We start from the raw sequence: 18399 nt of genomic DNA on the forward strand, positions 1-18399 counted from the left end.
CGGAGGCGATCCATGGCTGGCTTTTTCGTAGACAGCGACATTCTGGCGGCCCGAAGTGCCGAAGTCCGGGGGACCATCGAACGGCTGCAGGCAGACGTCAACGCCATGCAGGCGAGCCTGGTCTCGCTGGGCGAATCCTGGCAGGGCCAGGCTGCGGCAAACTTCCAGCTGCTCATCACGGACTGGAGGGCAACCCAGGCCCGCGTGGAGGAATCCCTGGCCAGCATCAACCAGGGGCTCGCCTACGCCTCGGCACAATACGCCGATACAGAGGCTGCGAATACGGCGCTCTTTATGCGCTAGCCGGGCGCTGGCGCGGCGGGCCTCTTCGGACGCTGGTGCACCGGGTCAACTCAGAGGGCACTCGAGCCCTTGTGCAGGGCCCGCCCCGGGAGGAAGGCAGGACCGCTGCAGCACGTTCTGGACACAACGCAGGAGCGCGGCACCCGAAGGTACCGCGCTCCTGTGCAGAGGCATGCAGCCGGGCGAACCGGCCGGGGATGGGGACTAGAAGCCGCCCATGCCGCCCATGCCGCCCATGTCGTCTCCGCCACCCATTGCCGGTGCAGCCTTTTCGGGCTTGTCGGCAACGACTGCTTCGGTGGTGAGGAACAGGCCGGCGATGGAAGCCGCGTTCTGCAGGGCGGAACGGGTTACCTTGACCGGGTCATTGACGCCGGCGGCCAGCAGGTCTTCGTACTCGCCGGTGGCGGCGTTCAGGCCGAAGCCTTCTGCCAGACCGCGGACCTTGTCCGCAACAACACCGGGCTCGAGGCCTGCGTTGAAGGCGATCTGCTTCAGCGGAGCGTCGATGGCAACCTTGACGATGTTCGCGCCGGTTGCTTCGTCGCCTTCCAGAACCAGGTTGGCGAACGCCTTCTGGCCGGCCTGGATCAGGGCGACGCCGCCACCGGCGACGATGCCTTCTTCAACAGCAGCCTTGGCGTTGCGCACGGCATCTTCGATGCGGTGCTTGCGTTCCTTGAGCTCAACCTCGGTTGCGGCACCGGCCTTGATGACTGCAACGCCGCCGGCCAGCTTGGCCAGGCGCTCCTGCAGCTTCTCGCGGTCGTAGTCCGAGTCGGAGTTCTCGATTTCGGCACGGATCTGGTTGACGCGTCCGGCGATCTCTTCGGGGTCGCCCGCACCTTCGACGATGGTGGTCTCGTCCTTGGTGACAACTACCTTGCGTGCCTTGCCGAGCAGATCCAGCGTGGCGTTCTCAAGCTTGAGGCCAACTTCCTCGGCGATGACCTGTCCACCGGTGAGGATGGCGATGTCAGCCAGCTGGGCCTTGCGGCGGTCGCCGAAGCCCGGAGCCTTGACGGCAACGGACTTGAAGGTGCCGCGGATCTTGTTGACAACCAGGGTTGCCAGGGCCTCGCCCTCAACGTCTTCGGCAATGATCAGCAGCGGCTTGCCGGACTGCATGACCTTCTCGAGGACGGCAACGAGATCCTTGACGGAGGAGATCTTGGAATTGACGATCAGGATGTACGGGTCTTCGAGGACCGTTTCCTGGCGCTCTGCGTCGGTGACGAAGTAGCCGGAGATGTAGCCCTTGTCGAAGCGCATGCCCTCGGTGAGCTCGAGCTCCAGGCCGAAGGTGTTGGACTCCTCGACGGTGATGACGCCTTCCTTGCCCACCTTATCCAGCGCTTCGGCGATCAGGTCGCCAATCTGCTGGTCACCGGCGGAGATGGAAGCCGTAGCCGCGATCTGTTCCTTGGTCTCGATTTCCTTGGCCGAGGAGAGCAGTTCGGCCGTGACGGCGTCGACTGCCTTCTCGATGCCGCGCTTCAGGCCGAGCGGATCAGCACCGGCAGCAACGTTGCGCAGGCCTTCCTTGACGAGTGCCTGGGCGAGGACGGTTGCCGTGGTGGTGCCGTCGCCTGCGACGTCATCAGTCTTCTTGGCAACTTCCTTGACCAGCTCAGCGCCGATCTTCTCGTACGGGTCGTCCAGCTCGATCTCCTTGGCGATGGAAACACCATCGTTGGTGATCGTGGGGGCGCCCCACTTCTTCTCGAGTACGACGTTGCGGCCACGCGGGCCGAGGGTGACCTTGACGGCGTCGGCGAGGGTGTTCAGGCCCCGCTCGAGGCCGCGGCGTGCCTCTTCGTCAAATGCAATGATCTTGGCCATAACGGCTATCGTCCTTCCGGAACAGTCATGCTTGGATTCTGCATTCCTGGCTGGAGTGCCCGCGACGGACGGGCCTGGGAGCACGATCTCTTTACGTGCATCCGCAGGGCCCTCACCCCAGTGGCTTGCTGGTTCACTCAACGCCGATGACTTAGCAGTCAGTCCGCAAGAGTGCTAACTCAATAATTAGCACTCCCAACCTTTGAGTGCAAGCAGTCACGGCGGCCTGTGACCGGCACCGCGCCCCCTTCCTCATGGCCGGATTGGAAACCCTGCCCGATTCTGCGGGGCGGCAGCCCGGAAGGGCGCGCTCCAGCGTAGATTAGGATCAGCACGGCCGGTCACGCCTCGGCGGCACCACGGCACCGTGATCAGCAAGCGACGTGCTCAGCGAACGACGATGCCAAGGAGCAGGCCATGGCGCCCAACCAGCCCCCGAACCATTCTTCTCCCCTCGACGGCGAGGCAGACGGGACCCGCGCGCCCGAAGCCCACGGTGCCAGCGCGGCTCCGCCCCCTTATGGCACGCCGCCGGGCGAGTACGCGTCCGAGGCCGGAACAGGTTCAGTTCCCGGGTCCTCCCAGCATCCCGGTTATCCCGCGGGCGGCTACCAGCAGGCCGGCAGCCAGAGTGGATACCAGCAGTACCAGCAGGGACCTCCGGCAGCGAACTACCAGCCCGGGTATTCCCAGGGCTATCAGCCCGGGTACCCGCATGGCTACCCTGCGGGTGCTCCTGCTCCATACGGATGGGTCGAGCCCAAGTCGCGGCTTGCTGCAGGCCTGCTGGGCATTTTCCTCGGCGGGCTCGGCATCCACCGGTTTTACCTCGGCTACACCACGCTGGGAATCGTGCAGCTCCTGGTAACCCTGTTCACGTTCGGCTTCGCCGCTATCTGGGGGTTCGTTGAAGGGATCATGATCCTGGCCGGAGCGCAGTCGTTCCGGACAGATGCCCGCGGAGTTCCGCTCCGGGAGTAAGCGCCGCTCGCGAGCAGGCTCGGCATCCGCCAAGACCAGGCGACTAGACAAAGCAGTGAGCCGGCACCCCGACGGGGTACCGGCTCACTGCTTTGTCTACCCGGTGTGTCCGGGCGTCCGCCTAGACGGTCCGGACATCCTCGGCCTGCGGGCCTTTTTGTCCTTCACCAATTTCAAACTCGACCCGCTGGCCCTCCTCCAGTGTCCGGTAGCCAGCGGACTGGATCGCGGACCAGTGGACGAAAACATCAGTTTGGGCTTCGTCAACGGTAATGAAGCCGTAGCCCTTTTCCCCGTTGAACCATTTGACGATCCCCTGCGCCATACTCATTCTCCCCTTTTAGGTTCCGCTGCCGCGATGGTGTTCCACGGCAGCAGCCAGACCGGAACTGCAGGTGGTTTGCCTGCCCATCCCGTTCGGCTGGCCCTTACTTTAGCCAGCGCCCGGGTCTTCACCCACGGGGTCCGGGGATAGTTATCGAGTCTTAACTAAACGTCGCTGGCCCGGGGTTACTGGAAGCCGGGACCGGCCACAACGGTGACCAGGCTGAACTCGGGAGACTCGGTAATGGTCGCTATTCCCAGCAACTTTCCAAGCTCCTCGGCGTTTGCGCGCTGTGCTTCACCGTTGAAGAAGATCGCCGAGGTCTGCATCGGCATGCCTGCCCAGTTACCTACCTGCGCCGTCGTCCAGCCGTCCGCCCCGATCCGGGCGGAGATCCCGGCACCCAGCCCGGAGACGCCGCTCGCATTGAGCACGACCACCGGCTGTGTCCGGTCCGCCGCCGGTGCCTCCGGCGTCGGCTCCGGGGTGGGAGTCGGCGTCGGAGTAGCTGACGGAGTGGGTGAGGCGCTTGGGCTCGGGGACTGCGACGGTTCCGCGGCAGGTTCGCTGGATTCCGAAACTGCGGGGCTGGCGCTGCTGCCGGCACCGATACCCAGCCGCGGGAGCACGAAATACGCTGCCAGGCCCACCAGGAGGGCAAGGACACCCACCGTGATGATCAGGCCGATTCCGCTGGAGCGCGCCGGAATAAGCCGTTCACGGTGAACGCCTTGGCGGGTCGAGGTCTCCGGGACCTTGTCGAACTCATCCCTGGGGTATTGGCTCATGGCTGCGGTGTCTGTCCTTGTGTATGGGGAATGCCCTAGGCGTCGGTGCCCATGCGGCGGGCCGTACGCGCGCGCTGGCGTGTAGTACGCAGTCTACGCAGCCGCTTCACCAGCATGGGATCGTGCGCAAGGGCTTCCTCGGTGTCAATCAGGGCGTTGAGGACCTGGTAATAGCTTGTGGCTGACATGCCAAAGAGATCGCGGATGGCTTGTTCCTTGGCCCCGGAGTACTTCCACCAGGAGCGCTCAAGTGCGAGCATCTGCTGGTCCCGCTCACTGAGGGGACTCTGGGGATCGACCACACCGTCGAGTGAAAACGCCTCGGCTCCGGCTGATCCTGCCAATCTGTTGTCCCCGTTTCCCGGTGCGCCCGGACTCGGCCGCTCGAGGGCACGGTCCAGGCAAGAGTCTGCTTCCTCAAGCAATCGTAAACCGGAATAACAGTGTTGTCATTCAGACGGCACCGCCCGCCGGCTGGGATCCTGTCCGTGCATCGCGGACACTTGAGGGGTGAACAGCAGCCATGAACCGGCCCTATTCGATCTCGCCAGCAATGGCACCGCCTCGCCCCAGGACCCGGTGCCCTTCGCCTCAGGCATCCCGCTGTCCAGCAGCATCGCCGGAGACTGGGCGGATCTCCTGGCGCCGGAGGCAGACCGGATCCACCGCATCGGCGATGAGCTCCAGCGCCGGATCAACGCCGGAGAGCACGTCCTCCCCCCTCCCGGGCATATTCTCCGCGCGTTTACCCAGCCCGCCGAGCAGGTGAAGGTGCTGGTCATCGGACAGGACCCCTACCCCACCCCGGGCCACGCCGTCGGCCTGAGTTTCTCGGTGGATCCCGGGGTGCGCCCGCTGCCGCGTTCGCTGGTCAACATCTACAAGGAGCTGAAGGCTGACCTTGGCATTGAGCCCGCGCAGCACGGGGATCTCAGCGCGTGGGCCAACCAGGGCGTGCTGCTCCTGAACCGCGCGCTGAGCGTTACCGCCGGCCAGGCGAACTCCCATCGGAACCTGGGTTGGGAGCCGGTTACCGAACTCGCTGTCCGTTCCCTCGCGGCGCGGCGGCACCCGGACGGCTCCCCGCTTCCGCTGGTGGCCATCCTGTGGGGACGCCAGGCGCAGTCCCTGGCTCCCCTGCTGGGAGGATTGCCGCGGATTGAATCGGCACACCCCAGCCCGCTTTCGGCCTCCCGCGGTTTCTTTGGTTCCCGTCCGTTCAGCCGGGCCAACGAGCTCCTCGTGCAACAGGGAGCAACACCGGTGGACTGGAGATTGCCCGGGGTACGGTAGAACAACCACCGCGTTCTAGGAGAAACACCGCTATGCCTGATGCCCCCGCAACCCCGACGCCGGCACCCGCCCGGCGCGCCCGGCCCACGCACACCATGACCGTGCTGCGCCGCGAGCAGCTCTCGCCGCACATGGTGCGCATCGTGGCAGGCGGCCCAGGCTTTGACACCTTCACTCCGAGCAGCAGCACGGACGCGTACTGCAAGATCTGGTTTGGCCGCGACGGCAGGCCGCTGAACGGCACCGTTCCGCTTGAAGAGCTGCGTGAGCAAACCCCCCGGGAGGACTGGCCCGTTTCCCGGACCTACACCGTCCGGTGGGTCGACGTGGAGCGCCGTGAACTCGCCATGGACTTCGTCGTTCACGGCGACGAGGGGCTTGCCGGCCCATGGGCCGCCTCGGCCCAGCCCGGGGATATCCTCACCTTTGGCGGTCCCGGCGGCGGCTACGCCCCCGATCCCGAGGCTGACTGGTACCTCTTCGCCGCCGACGAGTCCGCGCTTCCAGCCACTGCCGCTGCCCTCGAGGCACTGCCTGACGACGCCGTGGGACACGCTTTCATCGAGGTCCAGGGTCCGCAGGACGAACTTCCGCTGAACTCTCCCAGGGGTGTTGTGGTGACGTGGCTCTACCGCGGTGCGGACCAGCCGGCGGGCCGGCTGCTGGTTGCGGCCCTGGACGCGCTGCCCTTCCATCCCGGAGCGGTCCAGGTCTTTGCCCATGGTGAGCGTGAGGCCATGAAGGGCCTGAGGGAAATATTCTTCACCCGGCATAAACTCGAACGCAGTGCCGTCTCGCTTTCCGGCTACTGGGCCGCGGGACGAACTGAGGACGCTTTCCAGGCCGAGAAACGAACTCCGATCGGCAAGATCCTCTAACCCGGCCGCCGTCGATCAGCGGCGGCGGTTGCGGCGGTCGTTGCCGTTCAGGTTCCGGGTCAGCGGCCGGGCCAGGTTGTCACCGAAGACGACGCCGCCGGCGATCGCGAGGATGACAGTCAGCGCGTTGAACAGGCCAATGACCCCTGCGGAGATGTCATCCAGCCCAATGCTCAGCCCGTACATCGAGCGGAAGATGCTCAGCCCGGGGAAGAGGAACAAAATTGCGGGGACGGCCACCACCAGCTGCGGTGCGCCCATCCGCAGGGCAACTATCCTCGAGGCCATGCCAATGACGATCGCGGCGATGGCCGGCGTCAGCCGCGGACCGACTCCAGCTGCCTCGGAGGCCACCGAGACCAGGAATCCGCCCACCCCGATGAGCACCGTGGGCAGCACCAGGTTCGCCGGTGACTGCTCGGTAATGCTGATAGTTGCCAGCGCGACGGCCAGCACCAGCAGGACGACGGCAAAGGGATAGGGTGAGGAGCCTCCCGTAGTCACCTCCAGCCGCGGCATTCCCACCAGCGCTCCGGCTACCAGCGCAACGGCGATGCCTGCCACGATCGCGCCGAAGGTCAGGAACGCCGAGAGGAAACGGCCGGCAGCTGTCACCGGGAAGCCGTTGATCGCATCCTGCACCGCAGAGACCAGGCGCCCGGTGGGCAGCAGCAGCAGTATCCCTCCGGCCACGACGATGCCGGGTGCTATGTCCAGGTCCGCCACATCCGTGGCGTCCAGCCACCAGAAAAGCATGGCCAGCGCCGTGACCAGGAATCCGCTGGCAGCCGTGGTGAAGAAGTCCGGAACGCGCCAGCGTCCCAGGACCCGCTGCAGCAGGCTGACCAGGATGGTGCTCACGAATCCGACGACGGATCCAAGCGGGCTCCCCCCAATGAACGCCACGATTGCAGCGGCGAAGAGGCCGGCTGAAAAGGTAACCGCCCAGCGGGGAAAGGGCTTGGGCTGATGCACGATCGAGTTGAGCTGCTGGGAGGCCTCGGCACGGGATACGTTGCCGTCCACGATGTCCGTGACCAGCCTGTGCACCAGTGCCAGTCCTGCATAGTTGTTGGTCCAGGACCGGACCACCCGCATCACGGTGATGGGAGTCTGGTCCTTTGGAGAGTAATTGAGCAGGACGGACTGGTTGGTGATGTCCACCTCAATGTTTTCAAGCCCGTACGCAGCAGTGACCGCGATCATTGCCGTTTCAACCTCAAGCGCACCGGCCCCGTAACGGAACATTGTCTCGGCCATGCCCAAAGCCAGGTCGAGCGTCTTGCGGGCACTGGCATCCGGTCCGCCGGAACGGACCCGGGGATTGGCGTACGGGCTGCCAGCCAGGCGTTCGACAATGGACATGGCCTGGGTGGGCGGAGTCTCACCCTGCACCAGGCGCTTGAGCACCCGCCGCGCTGCGGCGGACGAGGAATCCGCCCGCTGGGCCGATGAGGGACTGTGCTGCCGCGGGGTCGTCTTCCGGGCACGCGGTTTGGCCGGGCGGGGAGCCGTGCCCGGAGCCGGGCGTCCGGGCTGGCCGGCCGCAGCGGCTTTGCGGGCAGCGGCTGCCTTGCTGCCCTTGGGCATGCGCGGGACCGAGGACGTGGCCGGCGGAGGCTTCGGCTTGGTGCTCCGCAGGCCACCCGGTCCGGGAACGGCGGGAAGCGCGTCGGCCGGAGTCTCAACCCCCGGCGCTTCATGGACCGGGGCAGGCCCGGTGCGCGGATGCCCCTCAGTGCCGTCCGGGCGCCCAGGCACCTTGATGATGGGAAGAAGGCCGGCCACGGGCTCCGGTGTTGGCGCAGGCCCGCGGCGGTCGTCGTCGTTGTCCACGGTGTCCACCCCTGCTTCGCTGCTGGTAGTCGGTTTAGTAGAACGGCTGGTGGTGGCGCCGCCAGTAGACCTGGCGCGTCACGCGTTCTCCTATGGTGTTCCAGATCCGGTAGCGGAGCGGATCCAGCACCACGTCCCAGCAGCCGGTGAAATCGGTGACGGTCTTGGAAAAACTGGTCTTGAACAGGCCCAGGCCGTGGTGCGGGTGTTCCTTGTTCTTCAGTTCGCTGCTGGGCGGAGTGCCGCAGAAATCGTATTCCTCAATGCCGAAGTCTTCCTTGAGCTCCGTGAGGGCGGTCCACTGCACCAGGTGGGAATCCCCGTACTGGCTTCGGCGCGGCTTGGATCCGCCGTCCTTGTAGGTTCCCTTTTTCCCGTAGGCGATCACGAACGCGCCCACGTTGGGTTCGCCGTTCTCGTCGAAGGCAAAGTAGAACCGGCCCTGGCCGGCGTCCACGAAGTTGGACCAGAAGCGGTGGTAGTACTCGTAGGAGCGCATCCGGGCGTCTGAGCGGTCTTCAATGTGGCTCATGAGTTTGTACATGGTCCGCATGTTTTCCTCGGTGGCCTCCACGCGGCGCACGTCGGCACCTTCGCGGATGGCCCGGCGCACGGCGTTGCGGGCACGCGAGGAAATATTCTTGAGGATCTGCTCGGTGTCCGGCGTGGTGTCCAGCAGCGCGGTTGAATCGTTGGGCTGCAGGTTGAACGTCTTCACGAATCCGGCGGAGGTGAACAGGTCCCGGACGTCGTCGCCGTCCACAATGTCCGGCTCGACCTTCAGAGCGAAGACGCGGCGGCCGGTTTGCTTCGCGAACCTGCCCAGTGCCTGCGCCATTGCCGGAACGTCCTCCGGCACGGCTGCGTCGGGACCCTTGATCAGGTACCAGAGGCTGCCCAGCAGCGGGACCTTCTTCTCGATCACCAGGTTGTAGGAGGTGTAGTCCGGGCAGCTGAAGACCACCTGGATCGGGTTCCAGCCGTGATGGGACTTGACCTCAGCGTAGGCAGCGGACTGCAGTACGTTGCCGCCGTTGGGGTTGGACTGGACCAGCTTGTCCCAGTCCGCAACCTCGTCAGCGGTGGCCAGGCGTGCACTAAAGTCTCGCAAAATTCCTCAACTAGTCCTCGTTGGTGGATCATTCTTCCGCCCCCGCACGGAGCACCGGCTCCGGGCCGTTTCCAAGTCTATCCGCCGGGTGCCCGCACCCTGAACGGACACCTCCCGGCGTGCCGGGGAACGGCGGGGACGCGCGGCAGGGGAATAGTCCGCCTCCAGGCGCGGTTGTGCGCAACAATAGATGCATACGCATATGTACGAGGACGAAGGTGGCGGCAGTGGCACAGCAGATTGAACTGGGACTGGACACGTTTGGAGACGTGACGCAGGGCGGGGACGGAACCAATTTGCCCATGCCTGAGGTCATCCGCAACGTGGTGGCCGAAGCCGTGCTGGCGGATTCCGTGGGACTGGACTTCATCGGAATCGGCGAACACCACCGGGACGACTACGCGGTGTCCTCGCCGGAAACCGTGCTGGCCGCGATTGCCGGCCAGACCAGCCGGATCCGGCTTGGCTCCGCAGTGACGGTTCTCTCCTCTGACGATCCAATCCGGGTCTACGAGCGTTTCGCCACGCTGGACGCAGTTTCAAGCGGCCGGGCAGAGGTCATTCTTGGCCGTGGTTCCTTCACGGAGTCCTTCCCGCTGTTCGGCTTTGAGCTCTCCGACTACGAAGTGCTTTTCGAGGAGAAGCTGGACCTGTTTACCCGGCTGCTGAGCGAGGAGCCCGTCACCTGGGAGGGCAGCATCCGCCCGCCGCTGCGCAACGTCCAGGTTTACCCGCCCACGCAGGGCGGCCATATTCCCACCTGGATCGCCGTCGGCGGCACCCCGCAGTCGGTGGTACGGGCCGCGCACTACGAACTGCCGCTGATGCTTGCCATCATCGGCGGCGAACCGGCGCGGTTCACCCCGTTCGTTTCCCTGTACAAGCGCGCCCTGAAGGAATTCGGCAAGCCCGCGCTGCCTATCGGCGCGCACTCCCCCGGCTACGTCGCAGCCACCGACCAGCAGGCGCTGGATGAAGCCTGGCCGCACTACGCCCAGATGCAGAACCGCATTGGCCGCGAGCGCGGCTGGCCGCCCGTCACCCGCAGCGAGTACGAGGCCGGTGCCGGCCCCGAAGGCGCCCTCTTCATCGGCTCCCCGGAAACGGTCGCGGACAAAATCATCCGGACAGCCCGCACCCTGGACCTGTCCCGCTTCGATCTGAAGTACAGCCTGGGCACCCTGCCGCACGAGAACCTGATGAGGTGCATCGAGCTCTACGGCACCGAAGTGGCTCCGGCCGTCCGCGCTGCCCTCGCCGCAGACGCAGAGCAGGTCTAGGCACCGGCCGGGAGGAACCAGCGCGTGCGCGGTTCCTCCCGCGCCAGACCGGCAGCCCGGGCAATATTGCTCCGGTCCGCGCCGGTCAGCCGCTGGTGTTCCTGGCGCATGTACTCCCGCCAAGTGGGAACGTCGTAGACCTCCCGGAACTGGCTGGAATCCGTAACCGAGTGCACCAGTTCCCAGTTCGTCGCCCCGGTCCGCAGCCGGGAGAGCTTCACTTCGCGCATGGCTTCCACGAATTCCGGCGCTTCCTCCGGCGCCAGCTCGTATGCCACCTGGATCGTCACCGGCCCGGCACCCGGGTTCGGCTCGGATTCGATCTCCAGACCCAGCTCCGGTGCGGGAACACTGCGGTCCAGGTTGCCGGTCCCCGGCAGCAGCGGCAGCGGCACCACGCTGGCGCCCACCAGCAGGAGAACGACGGCGGCACCGGCCAGCACGGGTGCGTAGCCGAACGCTGTGGCCAGGGATCCCCACAGCACCGATCCCAGCGCCTGGGTTCCGGTAAGCACCATCAGGTACACGGCCAGTCCGCGTGCACGGACCCATTCCGGCAGGGTCAGCTGCATGGCGCTGTTCAGTGTGGAGAGGGTGTTGATCCAGGCCATGCCCGCGAGAATCAGCAGGATTGCCAGTGGAATGGGCGTCAGGTAGCCGGCAGAAAAGACTGCCGCCCCAAAAACAGCGGCGGATGCGCCCAGCAGAGCCGTGTCACCAAACAGTTTCCGGGTCCTTCCCAGCAGCGCCACTCCCAGGATGGCTCCGCTTCCCAGGGCCCCCAGCAGCAGTCCGTATCCGGAGGACCCCATGCCCAAATGCCCGTTCACGGCAACAGGGAGCAGCGCATAGAGGGCGCTGGCCGGAACCAGGAACAGGATGCAGCGCAGCAGGATGCGGCGGATCCGCGGTGCCGCCCGGATATAGCGCATTCCTGCTGCGAGCGCTTCGCCAAGCTGCTCGCGGTCCTCGGGGCTCTGCGGTGCGCTGCGCCAGAGGAAGACGGCCAGCGCTGTACCGAGGAAGGACAGCGCGTTGAGTCCGAAGACGAAGGCAGGTCCGGCGGCCGAGACCAGCACACCGCCGAGCGCAGGGCCCACGGCGCGGGCAGCGTTGACTGCAACGGACCCGAGTGCTGACGCAGACCTGATCTGATCGCGCGGCACCAGGGAGGGAGTCACTGCCTGCCAGGCCGGGGAACTCAGCGCCACGCCGCAGCCGATCAGGAATGTGTAGAGCAGCAGTGAGTCCGGCCCCAGCAGGCCCAGGGCTGCGATTGCGGTGAGCAGGCAGCCGGCACCGGCGGCAAACAGGTTGCTGCCCAGGATCAGGCGGCGGCGGTTAAAGGCGTCCGCCAGGACACCGGCCACCAGTCCCAGCAGCAGTGCAGGGGCCAGTGATGCTGACTGCACCAGGGAGACGAGGACCGGACTCGCCCCGCTCTCCACGAGGTACCACTGGGCGCCAACGGTCTGCATCCAGCTTCCGACGTTGGATCCCAGCTGCGCCAGCCACAGGATCAGGAACCACCGGTTCTTCAGCGGCGCCCAGGGAGATTCCATCGGATTCCTCCGTCGGTGGCGGCGCTCCCGGCCGGGGTGGCATCCACGGACCCGCGCGCCCTCACTGGCAGGGTAGGTCTGCGGATACTGCGGAGTCCATAGAGCGGCGCCGCGATCACCAGCCGTGCGTCCCGGCAAAACCCTTCCACAGTCGGCGGAACTGTTTCTCCGCTGCGCGGCCCTGACGTTCCTCGACGGCATGCAGCCGTCCGTAGGTAAAGCCGCTGCCCCCGCGTCCGGGATGTGCACCGAGCTTCGCCAGCAGCTGCCGGGTGACAACACTGTCCTGGTGTTCTCCGAGTGCCTTCTGGACACCCTCGGCCGCCTCCACCATCGCCGCGGCACGTGCCCCGCCCACCGGCACGTATGCCTCCGCGGCATAGCGCAGCCGCTTGGCGTCCTTCCGGGCCTCGTGGAAGGCCTCTGCCCGCCGCTCGTCGTCGGGCTCCCGCTTCGCAGCGCGGACACTGTTCCGCAGCCTGCGCAGGTCGCGGAGGATCAGCCGCCGGCCAACCTTCCGCGCGGATTTTCCCGCCGGGCCGGTGAACTGCGGGTCCGCTGCCAGGCTGCCGAGGTCCTGGACCAGGGCAGCATAGCGTTGCGCGTCCAGCTCGCGGCGGATTACCGCGAGCGCATCGTCGTAACGCCCCAGCAGTTCCGCGTCTATCCGGGCAGAGACCGGTCCGCGCACCAGTTCCGGGGGCTGGGCTGCCACCAGTGCCTGCAGGCGGTGGCGCATGACCTGCGCGTCCCGGGCTGCGCCGAGCACCTGTGACAGCCACCTCAGTTCGCTCCGGATCCGGCGGGCTGGTTCGGGCGGAAGGATCCTGCGGTAACTGGAGAGCACCGAACGGAGCCGGCGCGTACTGACCCTCATTTTGTGAATGGCATCGGTTTCGTCCCGACGCAGCCTCTGCTCCTGCCGGAGCATCTCGGTGAACTGTTCCGAGAGGTAGGCCAGAAGCACCTCCCCCGCAGTGCTGCCCTTCCCCGTCCGGGGCGCAGTCGGGAGCGCAGTCTCGGAAGCCATGGCTCAGTATAGGGCGGGGCGCCCTGCGCCGGGCAGTCCCCCTGTACCCGACGAGGGGCGCCGCCGTAGCATCGGCAGTACCGGCCGGGAGCCGGGCACCGCCGCTCTACGCTTGGGGAGGCCAGGTCCATGAACTCGATGCGCTATGTAAAGCTCGGCCGTTCCGGGACAACGGTTTCGGGCATCGGATTGGGCTGCCTGAGCTTTGGGGACCCGGCCCGGGGCGCCCATTCCTGGACACTGCGGGAGGACGATTCAAAGGCGCTCATCCGCCGGGCGCTGGAACTGGGCATCAACCTCTTCGACACGGCGAACGTGTATTCCGCCGGTGACAGTGAGCGGATCCTGGGGGTGGCACTGCGGGAGTTCGCGCGCCGGGAAGAAGTCGTCATCGCCACCAAGGTGCATGGGCAGATGGCCCCGGGCCCCAACGGCTGGGGACTCTCCCGCAAGCACATCCTCTGGCAGGTGGAGGAATCGCTGCGACGGCTGGGCACCGACTACATAGACCTGTACCAGATCCACCGCTGGGACAGCTCGACCCCGCTGGAGGAAACCCTGGCCGCACTGGACCAGCTGGTGAGGGATGGAAAGGTCCGCTATGTGGGCGCCTCCACCACGTTTGCCTGGCAGTTCGCGAAGGCCCTGGGCCTGCAGCGGCAGAACGGATGGTCCCCGTTCGTCACCATGCAGGACCATTACAACCTGGTCTACCGCGAGGAGGAACGGGAGATGTACCCGCTCTGTCTCGAAGAAGGCATTGGGGTACTGGCGTACTGTCCGCTGGCCCGCGGCCGCCTGGCCCGCCCGTGGCACGAGGAGAGCCGCCGCCGGGGGCACGATTCGCTGGCGGATGCCATGTACGGGGCCCACGAGGAAACGGACCGCCTGATCTCGGATGCCTTGGGGGCCGTGGCCGACGCGCACGGGGTGTCCCGGGCCCGGGTAGCCCTCGCCTGGGTGCTGGGCCACCCTGTGGTTACCGCGCCGCTGGTGGGGGTCACCTCGCTGGCACAGCTGGATGACGACGTCGCAGCGCTGGACCTGGAGCTCACCGCCGAGGACCAGGCGCTCCTGTCAGAGCATTACGTTCCGCACGGCGTCGCGGGTTTCTGACCCGCCCCTAGCCCTTGACCGCGCCGGCCACGAGTCCCGAGGCAATATAGCGCTGCAGGAATAGGAACAGTGCCATGACAGGCAGCGCGGCCAGCACCGCTCCGGCCGAGAACACGCCCCAGGTCCGGGATTGGTTGTCTCCCACGAAGGAATAGAGCCCGACGGCGAGGGTCTGGGTATCCGGATCATTGAGGACAATGGAGGCAATCATGAACTCGCCCGTGGTGGTGATGAAGGTCAGCAGGCCCACGATTGCCAGAATGGGAGTCACCAGTCGCAGGATGATGGTGAAGAAGATCTGGAAGTGCCCCGCGCCGTCGATCCTCGCTGCCTCATCCAGGGTCTTGGGCACCGTATTGAAGAATCCGTACATCAGGTAGGTGTTCACTCCGAGTGCGCCGCCCAGGTAAACCATGATCAGGCCCAGCTGGCTGCCGAGCCCCAGCCACGGAACGATGTCCGAGATTTCGGAGAGCAGCAGGAAGATCGCCACCACGCCGAGCATCTGCGGGAACATCTGCAGTAAGAGCAGGCTCAGCAGGCCCATGCGCCGGCCGGTGAAACGCATCCGGGAGAAACTGTAGGCTGCAAGCGCGCCGAGGAAGACGGTGGAGGCGCTGGTGACGAGTCCAATGACCACGGTGTTGATGAACCAGCGGGCAAACGGTTTCTGCGGGTCCGTGAACAGTGCCTGGAAGTTGTCGAACCCGATGTCGCGGAACAGGCCGCTGGAGGCTACCAGCGTTCCGCTGGGGCTTAGCGCCGCCGAAAGAACGTAGGCCAGCGGCAGCAGGGCGAAGGCCGTCATGGCCAGGCCCACCAGGTGCCGCCAGCCGGTGTCCTTGAACCAGGCGCCGAAACTGCGCCGGCGGGGAGGCAGGCCGGGTGTGGCGGCTGTGCCATCGGTTCCGGCGGCGGGACGGGGAGGAAGGGCGGTGGAGGTGCTCATGAGTTCACTTCTTCCAGCGACTTGGTCTGCCTGAAGCTGACGGCGGAGATAACGGCCACGATGATGAAGATCAGGATTGCCAGCGCGCTGGCGAGCCCGTAGTCACGCCCGGTGCCCTGGCCAAAGGCGACCTTGTACACCACGGTGATGAGCAGGTCGGTGGCGCCGATGTCCTGGCTTGTCCCCGGGAAGCGCGGACCGCCTCCGGTGAGCATGAAGATCACATTGAAGTTGTTGAAGTTGAACGCAAACGTCGAAATCAGCAGCGGCGCCGTCGAGACCAGCAGCAGCGGGAGCTTGATGGACCGGAAAATCCGCCAGGCTCCGGCGCCGTCCATCCTGGCTGCCTCGTTGACTTCCTCCGGGAGGGACTGCAGCGCCCCGGTGCAGACCAGGAACATGTAGGGGAATCCCAGCCAGGTGTTGACCAGCAGCACACTGGCCTTGGCCAGCCATGGATCATTCAGCCAGGGGATCGACGCTCCGCCGAAGAACGTTCCGTTGATGAAGCCGAACTCCTGGTTCAGCATCCCGGACCAGACGAGTCCGGCCAGGAAGGCCGGGAAGGCGTACGGCATGATCATCAGCACGCGGTAGATCTTCTTGCCCCGGAGCGTGGGGTGGTTGAAGGTGATGGCCAGGAAGAGCCCAAGTCCGAAGCACAGTGCCACGGACGCGACGGCGAAGGTGAAGGTCCAGCCGATTACGCTCAGGAGCGGGCCGCGCAGCTCGGGGTCTGTGACGGCGCGCTGGAAGTTCTCGAAGCCGACGTCGATCTTCCAGCCGGTAGCCAGCCGCTCCCCGGTGTCGGAGACGAAGGAGCCCTCGCCGCCGTCCCGGTACACCGTGCCGGTTTCGGAGTTGGTGAACGTGTCTGCTTCCTCGTCATAGACCAGCACCGGCTTGTAGACGTAGGCATTGGACCCGTCAGCGGTAGCCAGCGTGCCGTCGTCGAGGTCCTCGGAGAAGGAAACCTTCAGCGCCAGGATTTCTGCCTGGCGGTTCAGCAGGTCATTGAAGGCAAGGGTTTCATAGCCCTCGACGCCGGTGGCTTTTCCGCTGCTGTTCGTCTGGGCGTCTGTGACCTCTTCCAGCGGCATCTCGGCACCGCCCAGCTGCACCTGTCCGTCGGGATCCGTGACAAGCAGGAACAGTTCGCTGTCCTGTTCCAGGACTGAGACGGCGTAGGCAGGCGAATCGGGCACCCGCTGCTGCGCGGTCAGGGAGATGGCCGCAACGGCGTCTTCCTTGGTGCTGTTATGCCCGTCGCCGTAGTTGGTGAAGGCCACGTAGCCGCTGTACACCACGACGAACACCTGGAACACGAGCAGGAACAGCACGCCGGGTGCCAGGTACTTGGCGGGGAGACCGCCGCGGCGCAGGTAGATCCAGTTGATGACCAGCGTGACCGCCGCGGCTACGGCAAACACCACCCACTCCTCGTTGAGGAACATAGCCATGAGGACGTAGACGGCGAAGGCGTCCACCAGTCCGAGCAGCACGATTTTCGCCAGGGTCCCGGCCAGCGAGTCGGGGCTCCGGCGGCGGGAGACGGCGGGAGCAGGTTTAGCGGGGCGGACGGGGGCGTCCGTTGAAACGGCCATGATGTTCTCCTACGAGTGGCCCGAACGGGGATAGCTCCCCGTCCGGGCCACTAAAGCGGCTGCGGCTTGGTTGCTGCCGTTATTTGTTGATCTATTTGCTGATCTTGGATTCGATGTTGGAGACCATGGTGGGCCAGGCCGTTGCCGGATCAGCTTCTCCCTTGATGAGGGCCAGCTGCGTGCCTCCCCAGTCCGCCCAGACGGCTTCCATTTCCGGGATGGCCGGCATCGGAACGCCGTTGGCGCCGATTTCACCGAAAGCGGCAACGATCGGGTCCGCAGCTGCCTTGTCGAAGGAGGCGGTCAGGGCCGGCGGACGTCCGCCGGCGTCGAACATGGAGTCCTGGACTGCTTCGGTGGTGAGGTAGTTCAGGGCGAACTCATTGGCGGCAAGGGCGTTCTGGCTCTTGGAACTGATGAAGAACCCGTTGACCCCAACGAACGGCTGGGCCGGGGAATCGCCAGTGGTCGGCAGCGGATCAACGGCAAGGTTGATTCCGGCGGCGACAGCGTCGGGAACGTTCCACGGGCCGGTCAGCAGGTACGGGGAGGCGCCGGCGTTGAACTTCTCCTTGGCAATGTCCGGTGTGATGCTGGAGTTGAAGATGCGCTCGCCGGAGTCACCCCAGGCCACCAGCTTTTCGGCGAATTCGACTCCGCCGGGGTTGCCCAGTTCAAGCTTCGAGGCATCGTAGCTGCCGGACTCATCCGTACCGAAGACCGGAACGCCCATGGAGGTCTGGAGCGGGTACAGGTGGTACGGGTCGCCCTGCTTCGGGTCCATCTGGACCAGGAACGGGAACTCGGCCTTGCCCTCGGCCACGGCTGCCTTGCCGTTGGCGATGACTTCGTCCATGGTGGCCGCCGGTTCGGAAACAATGTCCGTGTTACGCAGCAGGCCGATGTTCTCGATCGAGTAGGGCACACCGTAGGTGTTGCCCTCGTAGGTCATGGCCTGGATGGCACTGTCCTGGAACTCGCCGGCTTTGTCGCCGAGTTCGATCGGAGCCACAACGCCGTTCTGGACGAACTTGCCCAGCCAGTCGTGCGGTCCCACGATCAGGTCCGGGCCCTTGCCCGTGGGAACCTGGGTAATGAAGTCGTCCGAGACCTGCTGGAAGTCCTTGGTCACCAGCTTGACCTCTATGCCGGTGTCTTCCTTGAACTGCTCGGTGACCGCGGTGAGGGCCGGTGAACGCTCGGCATCCACCCACATGGTCAGTGTGGTTGCTCCGCCGGAGGCGAGGTCGCTCGATTCGGCGCCTTCGCCGGTATCGGAGCTGCCGCCGCAGGCGGTGAGGACGAGGGCAGCGGTGACCGACACGGCACCGAGAGTAAAGGTGCGGCGGCCGAAGCCCGCCACACCCGTTGTGCGCACCTTCATTGGTGTACCTCTTCTGTTTTTAGGCCCCGGCGTACCGGGGAGGTAATTGGTGCCTGCCCGTGACCCGGACCATGGCATGGAGGCAAGTGTAAGCGTGTGCGCAGTGTGCGTCCAGTC

The 18399-nt window shown here is 65.7% G+C and carries 17 protein-coding genes; 6 read left to right on the forward strand and 11 right to left on the reverse strand.

Annotation, left to right across the window (positions count from 1 at the left end):
* Nucleotides 1-12 precede the first annotated feature (12 nt).
* The gene (locus tag GD628_RS15500; protein ID WP_091607820.1) at nt 13-303 is read left to right on the forward strand and encodes a WXG100 family type VII secretion target; all 291 of its coding nucleotides are present in this window, start codon (nt 13-15) and stop codon (nt 301-303) included.
* A gap of 204 nt (nt 304-507) precedes the next feature.
* On the opposite strand, the gene groL is transcribed toward GD628_RS15500, so the two are convergent.
* Nucleotides 508-2145 (reverse strand): chaperonin GroEL, encoded by a 1638-nt coding sequence (groL, locus tag GD628_RS15505; protein ID WP_091607823.1) that lies wholly within the window; start codon nt 2143-2145, stop codon nt 508-510.
* A gap of 417 nt (nt 2146-2562) precedes the next feature.
* On the opposite strand from groL, the gene GD628_RS15510 reads away from it, so the two are divergent.
* On the forward strand, nt 2563-3126 hold the full coding sequence (locus tag GD628_RS15510; protein WP_152275316.1) for a TM2 domain-containing protein: 564 nt from the start codon (nt 2563-2565) through the stop codon (nt 3124-3126).
* Nucleotides 3127-3247: 121 nt separating this feature from the next.
* Here the strand turns inward: GD628_RS15510 and GD628_RS15515 are convergent, their stop codons facing one another.
* From GD628_RS15515 to GD628_RS15525, 3 genes are all read right to left on the reverse strand, one after another.
* Complete coding sequence (locus tag GD628_RS15515; protein ID WP_066301805.1) at nt 3248-3451, reverse strand: cold-shock protein; 204 nt, start codon at nt 3449-3451, stop codon at nt 3248-3250.
* Nucleotides 3452-3636: 185 nt separating this feature from the next.
* Nucleotides 3637-4239 (reverse strand): LytR C-terminal domain-containing protein, encoded by a 603-nt coding sequence (locus GD628_RS15520; RefSeq protein WP_152275317.1) that lies wholly within the window; start codon nt 4237-4239, stop codon nt 3637-3639.
* 35 nt (nt 4240-4274) lie between these two features.
* Nucleotides 4275-4583, reverse strand: coding sequence for a DUF3263 domain-containing protein (locus tag GD628_RS15525; RefSeq protein ID WP_091607832.1), 309 nt, complete (start codon nt 4581-4583; stop codon nt 4275-4277).
* Nucleotides 4584-4749: 166 nt separating this feature from the next.
* Between GD628_RS15525 and GD628_RS15530 the strand changes: the two genes are divergently transcribed.
* Both GD628_RS15530 and GD628_RS15535 read left to right on the forward strand, forming a co-directional pair.
* Entirely contained in the window at nt 4750-5532 is a 783-nt protein-coding gene (locus GD628_RS15530; protein WP_420837579.1) for a uracil-DNA glycosylase, read from the forward strand.
* 32 nt (nt 5533-5564) lie between these two features.
* Nucleotides 5565-6410, forward strand: a complete 846-nt coding sequence (locus tag GD628_RS15535) for a siderophore-interacting protein (RefSeq protein ID WP_152275318.1) — start codon at nt 5565-5567, stop codon at nt 6408-6410.
* A gap of 15 nt (nt 6411-6425) precedes the next feature.
* Here GD628_RS15535 and GD628_RS15540 read toward each other — a convergent pair whose 3' ends face one another.
* Nucleotides 6426-8000, reverse strand: a complete 1575-nt coding sequence (locus GD628_RS15540) for a threonine/serine exporter family protein (protein WP_091607984.1) — start codon at nt 7998-8000, stop codon at nt 6426-6428.
* Between the two features lie 280 nt (nt 8001-8280).
* A complete protein-coding gene (locus tag GD628_RS15545) occupies nt 8281-9357 on the reverse strand; it encodes a lipid II:glycine glycyltransferase FemX (RefSeq protein ID WP_091607837.1) in 1077 nt (358 codons plus the stop codon).
* 227 nt (nt 9358-9584) lie between these two features.
* Here GD628_RS15545 and GD628_RS15550 point away from each other — a divergent pair, with 227 nt between their 5' ends.
* The gene (locus tag GD628_RS15550; protein WP_152275319.1) at nt 9585-10637 is read left to right on the forward strand and encodes an LLM class flavin-dependent oxidoreductase; all 1053 of its coding nucleotides are present in this window, start codon (nt 9585-9587) and stop codon (nt 10635-10637) included.
* Here the strand turns inward: GD628_RS15550 and GD628_RS15555 are convergent.
* Together GD628_RS15555 and GD628_RS15560 are read right to left on the reverse strand one after the other, a co-directional pair.
* Nucleotides 10634-12199, reverse strand: coding sequence for an MFS transporter (locus GD628_RS15555; RefSeq protein WP_193313295.1), 1566 nt, complete (start codon nt 12197-12199; stop codon nt 10634-10636). The genes GD628_RS15550 and GD628_RS15555 overlap by 4 nt on opposite strands.
* 115 nt (nt 12200-12314) lie before the next feature.
* Complete coding sequence (locus GD628_RS15560) at nt 12315-13229, reverse strand: CHAD domain-containing protein (protein WP_152275321.1); 915 nt, start codon at nt 13227-13229, stop codon at nt 12315-12317.
* 138 nt (nt 13230-13367) lie between these two features.
* On the opposite strand from GD628_RS15560, the gene GD628_RS15565 reads away from it, so the two are divergent.
* A complete protein-coding gene (locus GD628_RS15565) occupies nt 13368-14345 on the forward strand; it encodes an aldo/keto reductase (protein ID WP_152275350.1) in 978 nt (325 codons plus the stop codon).
* 7 nt (nt 14346-14352) lie between these two features.
* On the opposite strand, the gene GD628_RS15570 is transcribed toward GD628_RS15565, so the two are convergent.
* From GD628_RS15570 to GD628_RS15580, 3 genes are all read right to left on the reverse strand, one after another.
* Entirely contained in the window at nt 14353-15294 is a 942-nt protein-coding gene (locus tag GD628_RS15570; RefSeq protein WP_091607848.1) for a sugar ABC transporter permease, read from the reverse strand.
* Nucleotides 15291-16898 (reverse strand): ABC transporter permease subunit, encoded by a 1608-nt coding sequence (locus tag GD628_RS15575; RefSeq protein ID WP_152275322.1) that lies wholly within the window; start codon nt 16896-16898, stop codon nt 15291-15293. Before GD628_RS15575 ends, GD628_RS15570 begins: the two co-directional genes overlap by 4 nt.
* A 91-nt stretch (nt 16899-16989) precedes the next feature.
* Entirely contained in the window at nt 16990-18282 is a 1293-nt protein-coding gene (locus tag GD628_RS15580) for a sugar ABC transporter substrate-binding protein (protein WP_091607854.1), read from the reverse strand.
* Nucleotides 18283-18399 lie beyond the last annotated feature (117 nt).

Origin of the sequence: Arthrobacter koreensis (assembly GCF_009193255.1) — a bacterium.
Lineage (GTDB): Bacteria > Actinomycetota > Actinomycetes > Actinomycetales > Micrococcaceae > Arthrobacter_B > Arthrobacter_B koreensis.

Coding starts and splice junctions, on each gene's coding strand:
- GD628_RS15535 (WP_152275318.1), top strand. CDS start 5,565: ATGCCTGATGCCCCCGCAACCCCGACGCCGGCACCCGCCCGGCGCGCC.
- GD628_RS15520 (WP_152275317.1), bottom strand. CDS start 4,239: ATGAGCCAATACCCCAGGGATGAGTTCGACAAGGTCCCGGAGACCTCG.
- GD628_RS15560 (WP_152275321.1), bottom strand. CDS start 13,229: ATGGCTTCCGAGACTGCGCTCCCGACTGCGCCCCGGACGGGGAAGGGC.
- GD628_RS15580 (WP_091607854.1), bottom strand. CDS start 18,282: ATGAAGGTGCGCACAACGGGTGTGGCGGGCTTCGGCCGCCGCACCTTT.
- GD628_RS15575 (WP_152275322.1), bottom strand. CDS start 16,898: ATGGCCGTTTCAACGGACGCCCCCGTCCGCCCCGCTAAACCTGCTCCC.
- GD628_RS15555 (WP_193313295.1), bottom strand. CDS start 12,199: ATGGAATCTCCCTGGGCGCCGCTGAAGAACCGGTGGTTCCTGATCCTG.
- GD628_RS15570 (WP_091607848.1), bottom strand. CDS start 15,294: ATGAGCACCTCCACCGCCCTTCCTCCCCGTCCCGCCGCCGGAACCGAT.
- GD628_RS15500 (WP_091607820.1), top strand. CDS start 13: ATGGCTGGCTTTTTCGTAGACAGCGACATTCTGGCGGCCCGAAGTGCC.
- GD628_RS15510 (WP_152275316.1), top strand. CDS start 2,563: ATGGCGCCCAACCAGCCCCCGAACCATTCTTCTCCCCTCGACGGCGAG.
- groL (WP_091607823.1), bottom strand. CDS start 2,145: ATGGCCAAGATCATTGCATTTGACGAAGAGGCACGCCGCGGCCTCGAG.
- GD628_RS15565 (WP_152275350.1), top strand. CDS start 13,368: ATGCGCTATGTAAAGCTCGGCCGTTCCGGGACAACGGTTTCGGGCATC.
- GD628_RS15540 (WP_091607984.1), bottom strand. CDS start 8,000: ATGCCCAAGGGCAGCAAGGCAGCCGCTGCCCGCAAAGCCGCTGCGGCC.
- GD628_RS15515 (WP_066301805.1), bottom strand. CDS start 3,451: ATGGCGCAGGGGATCGTCAAATGGTTCAACGGGGAAAAGGGCTACGGC.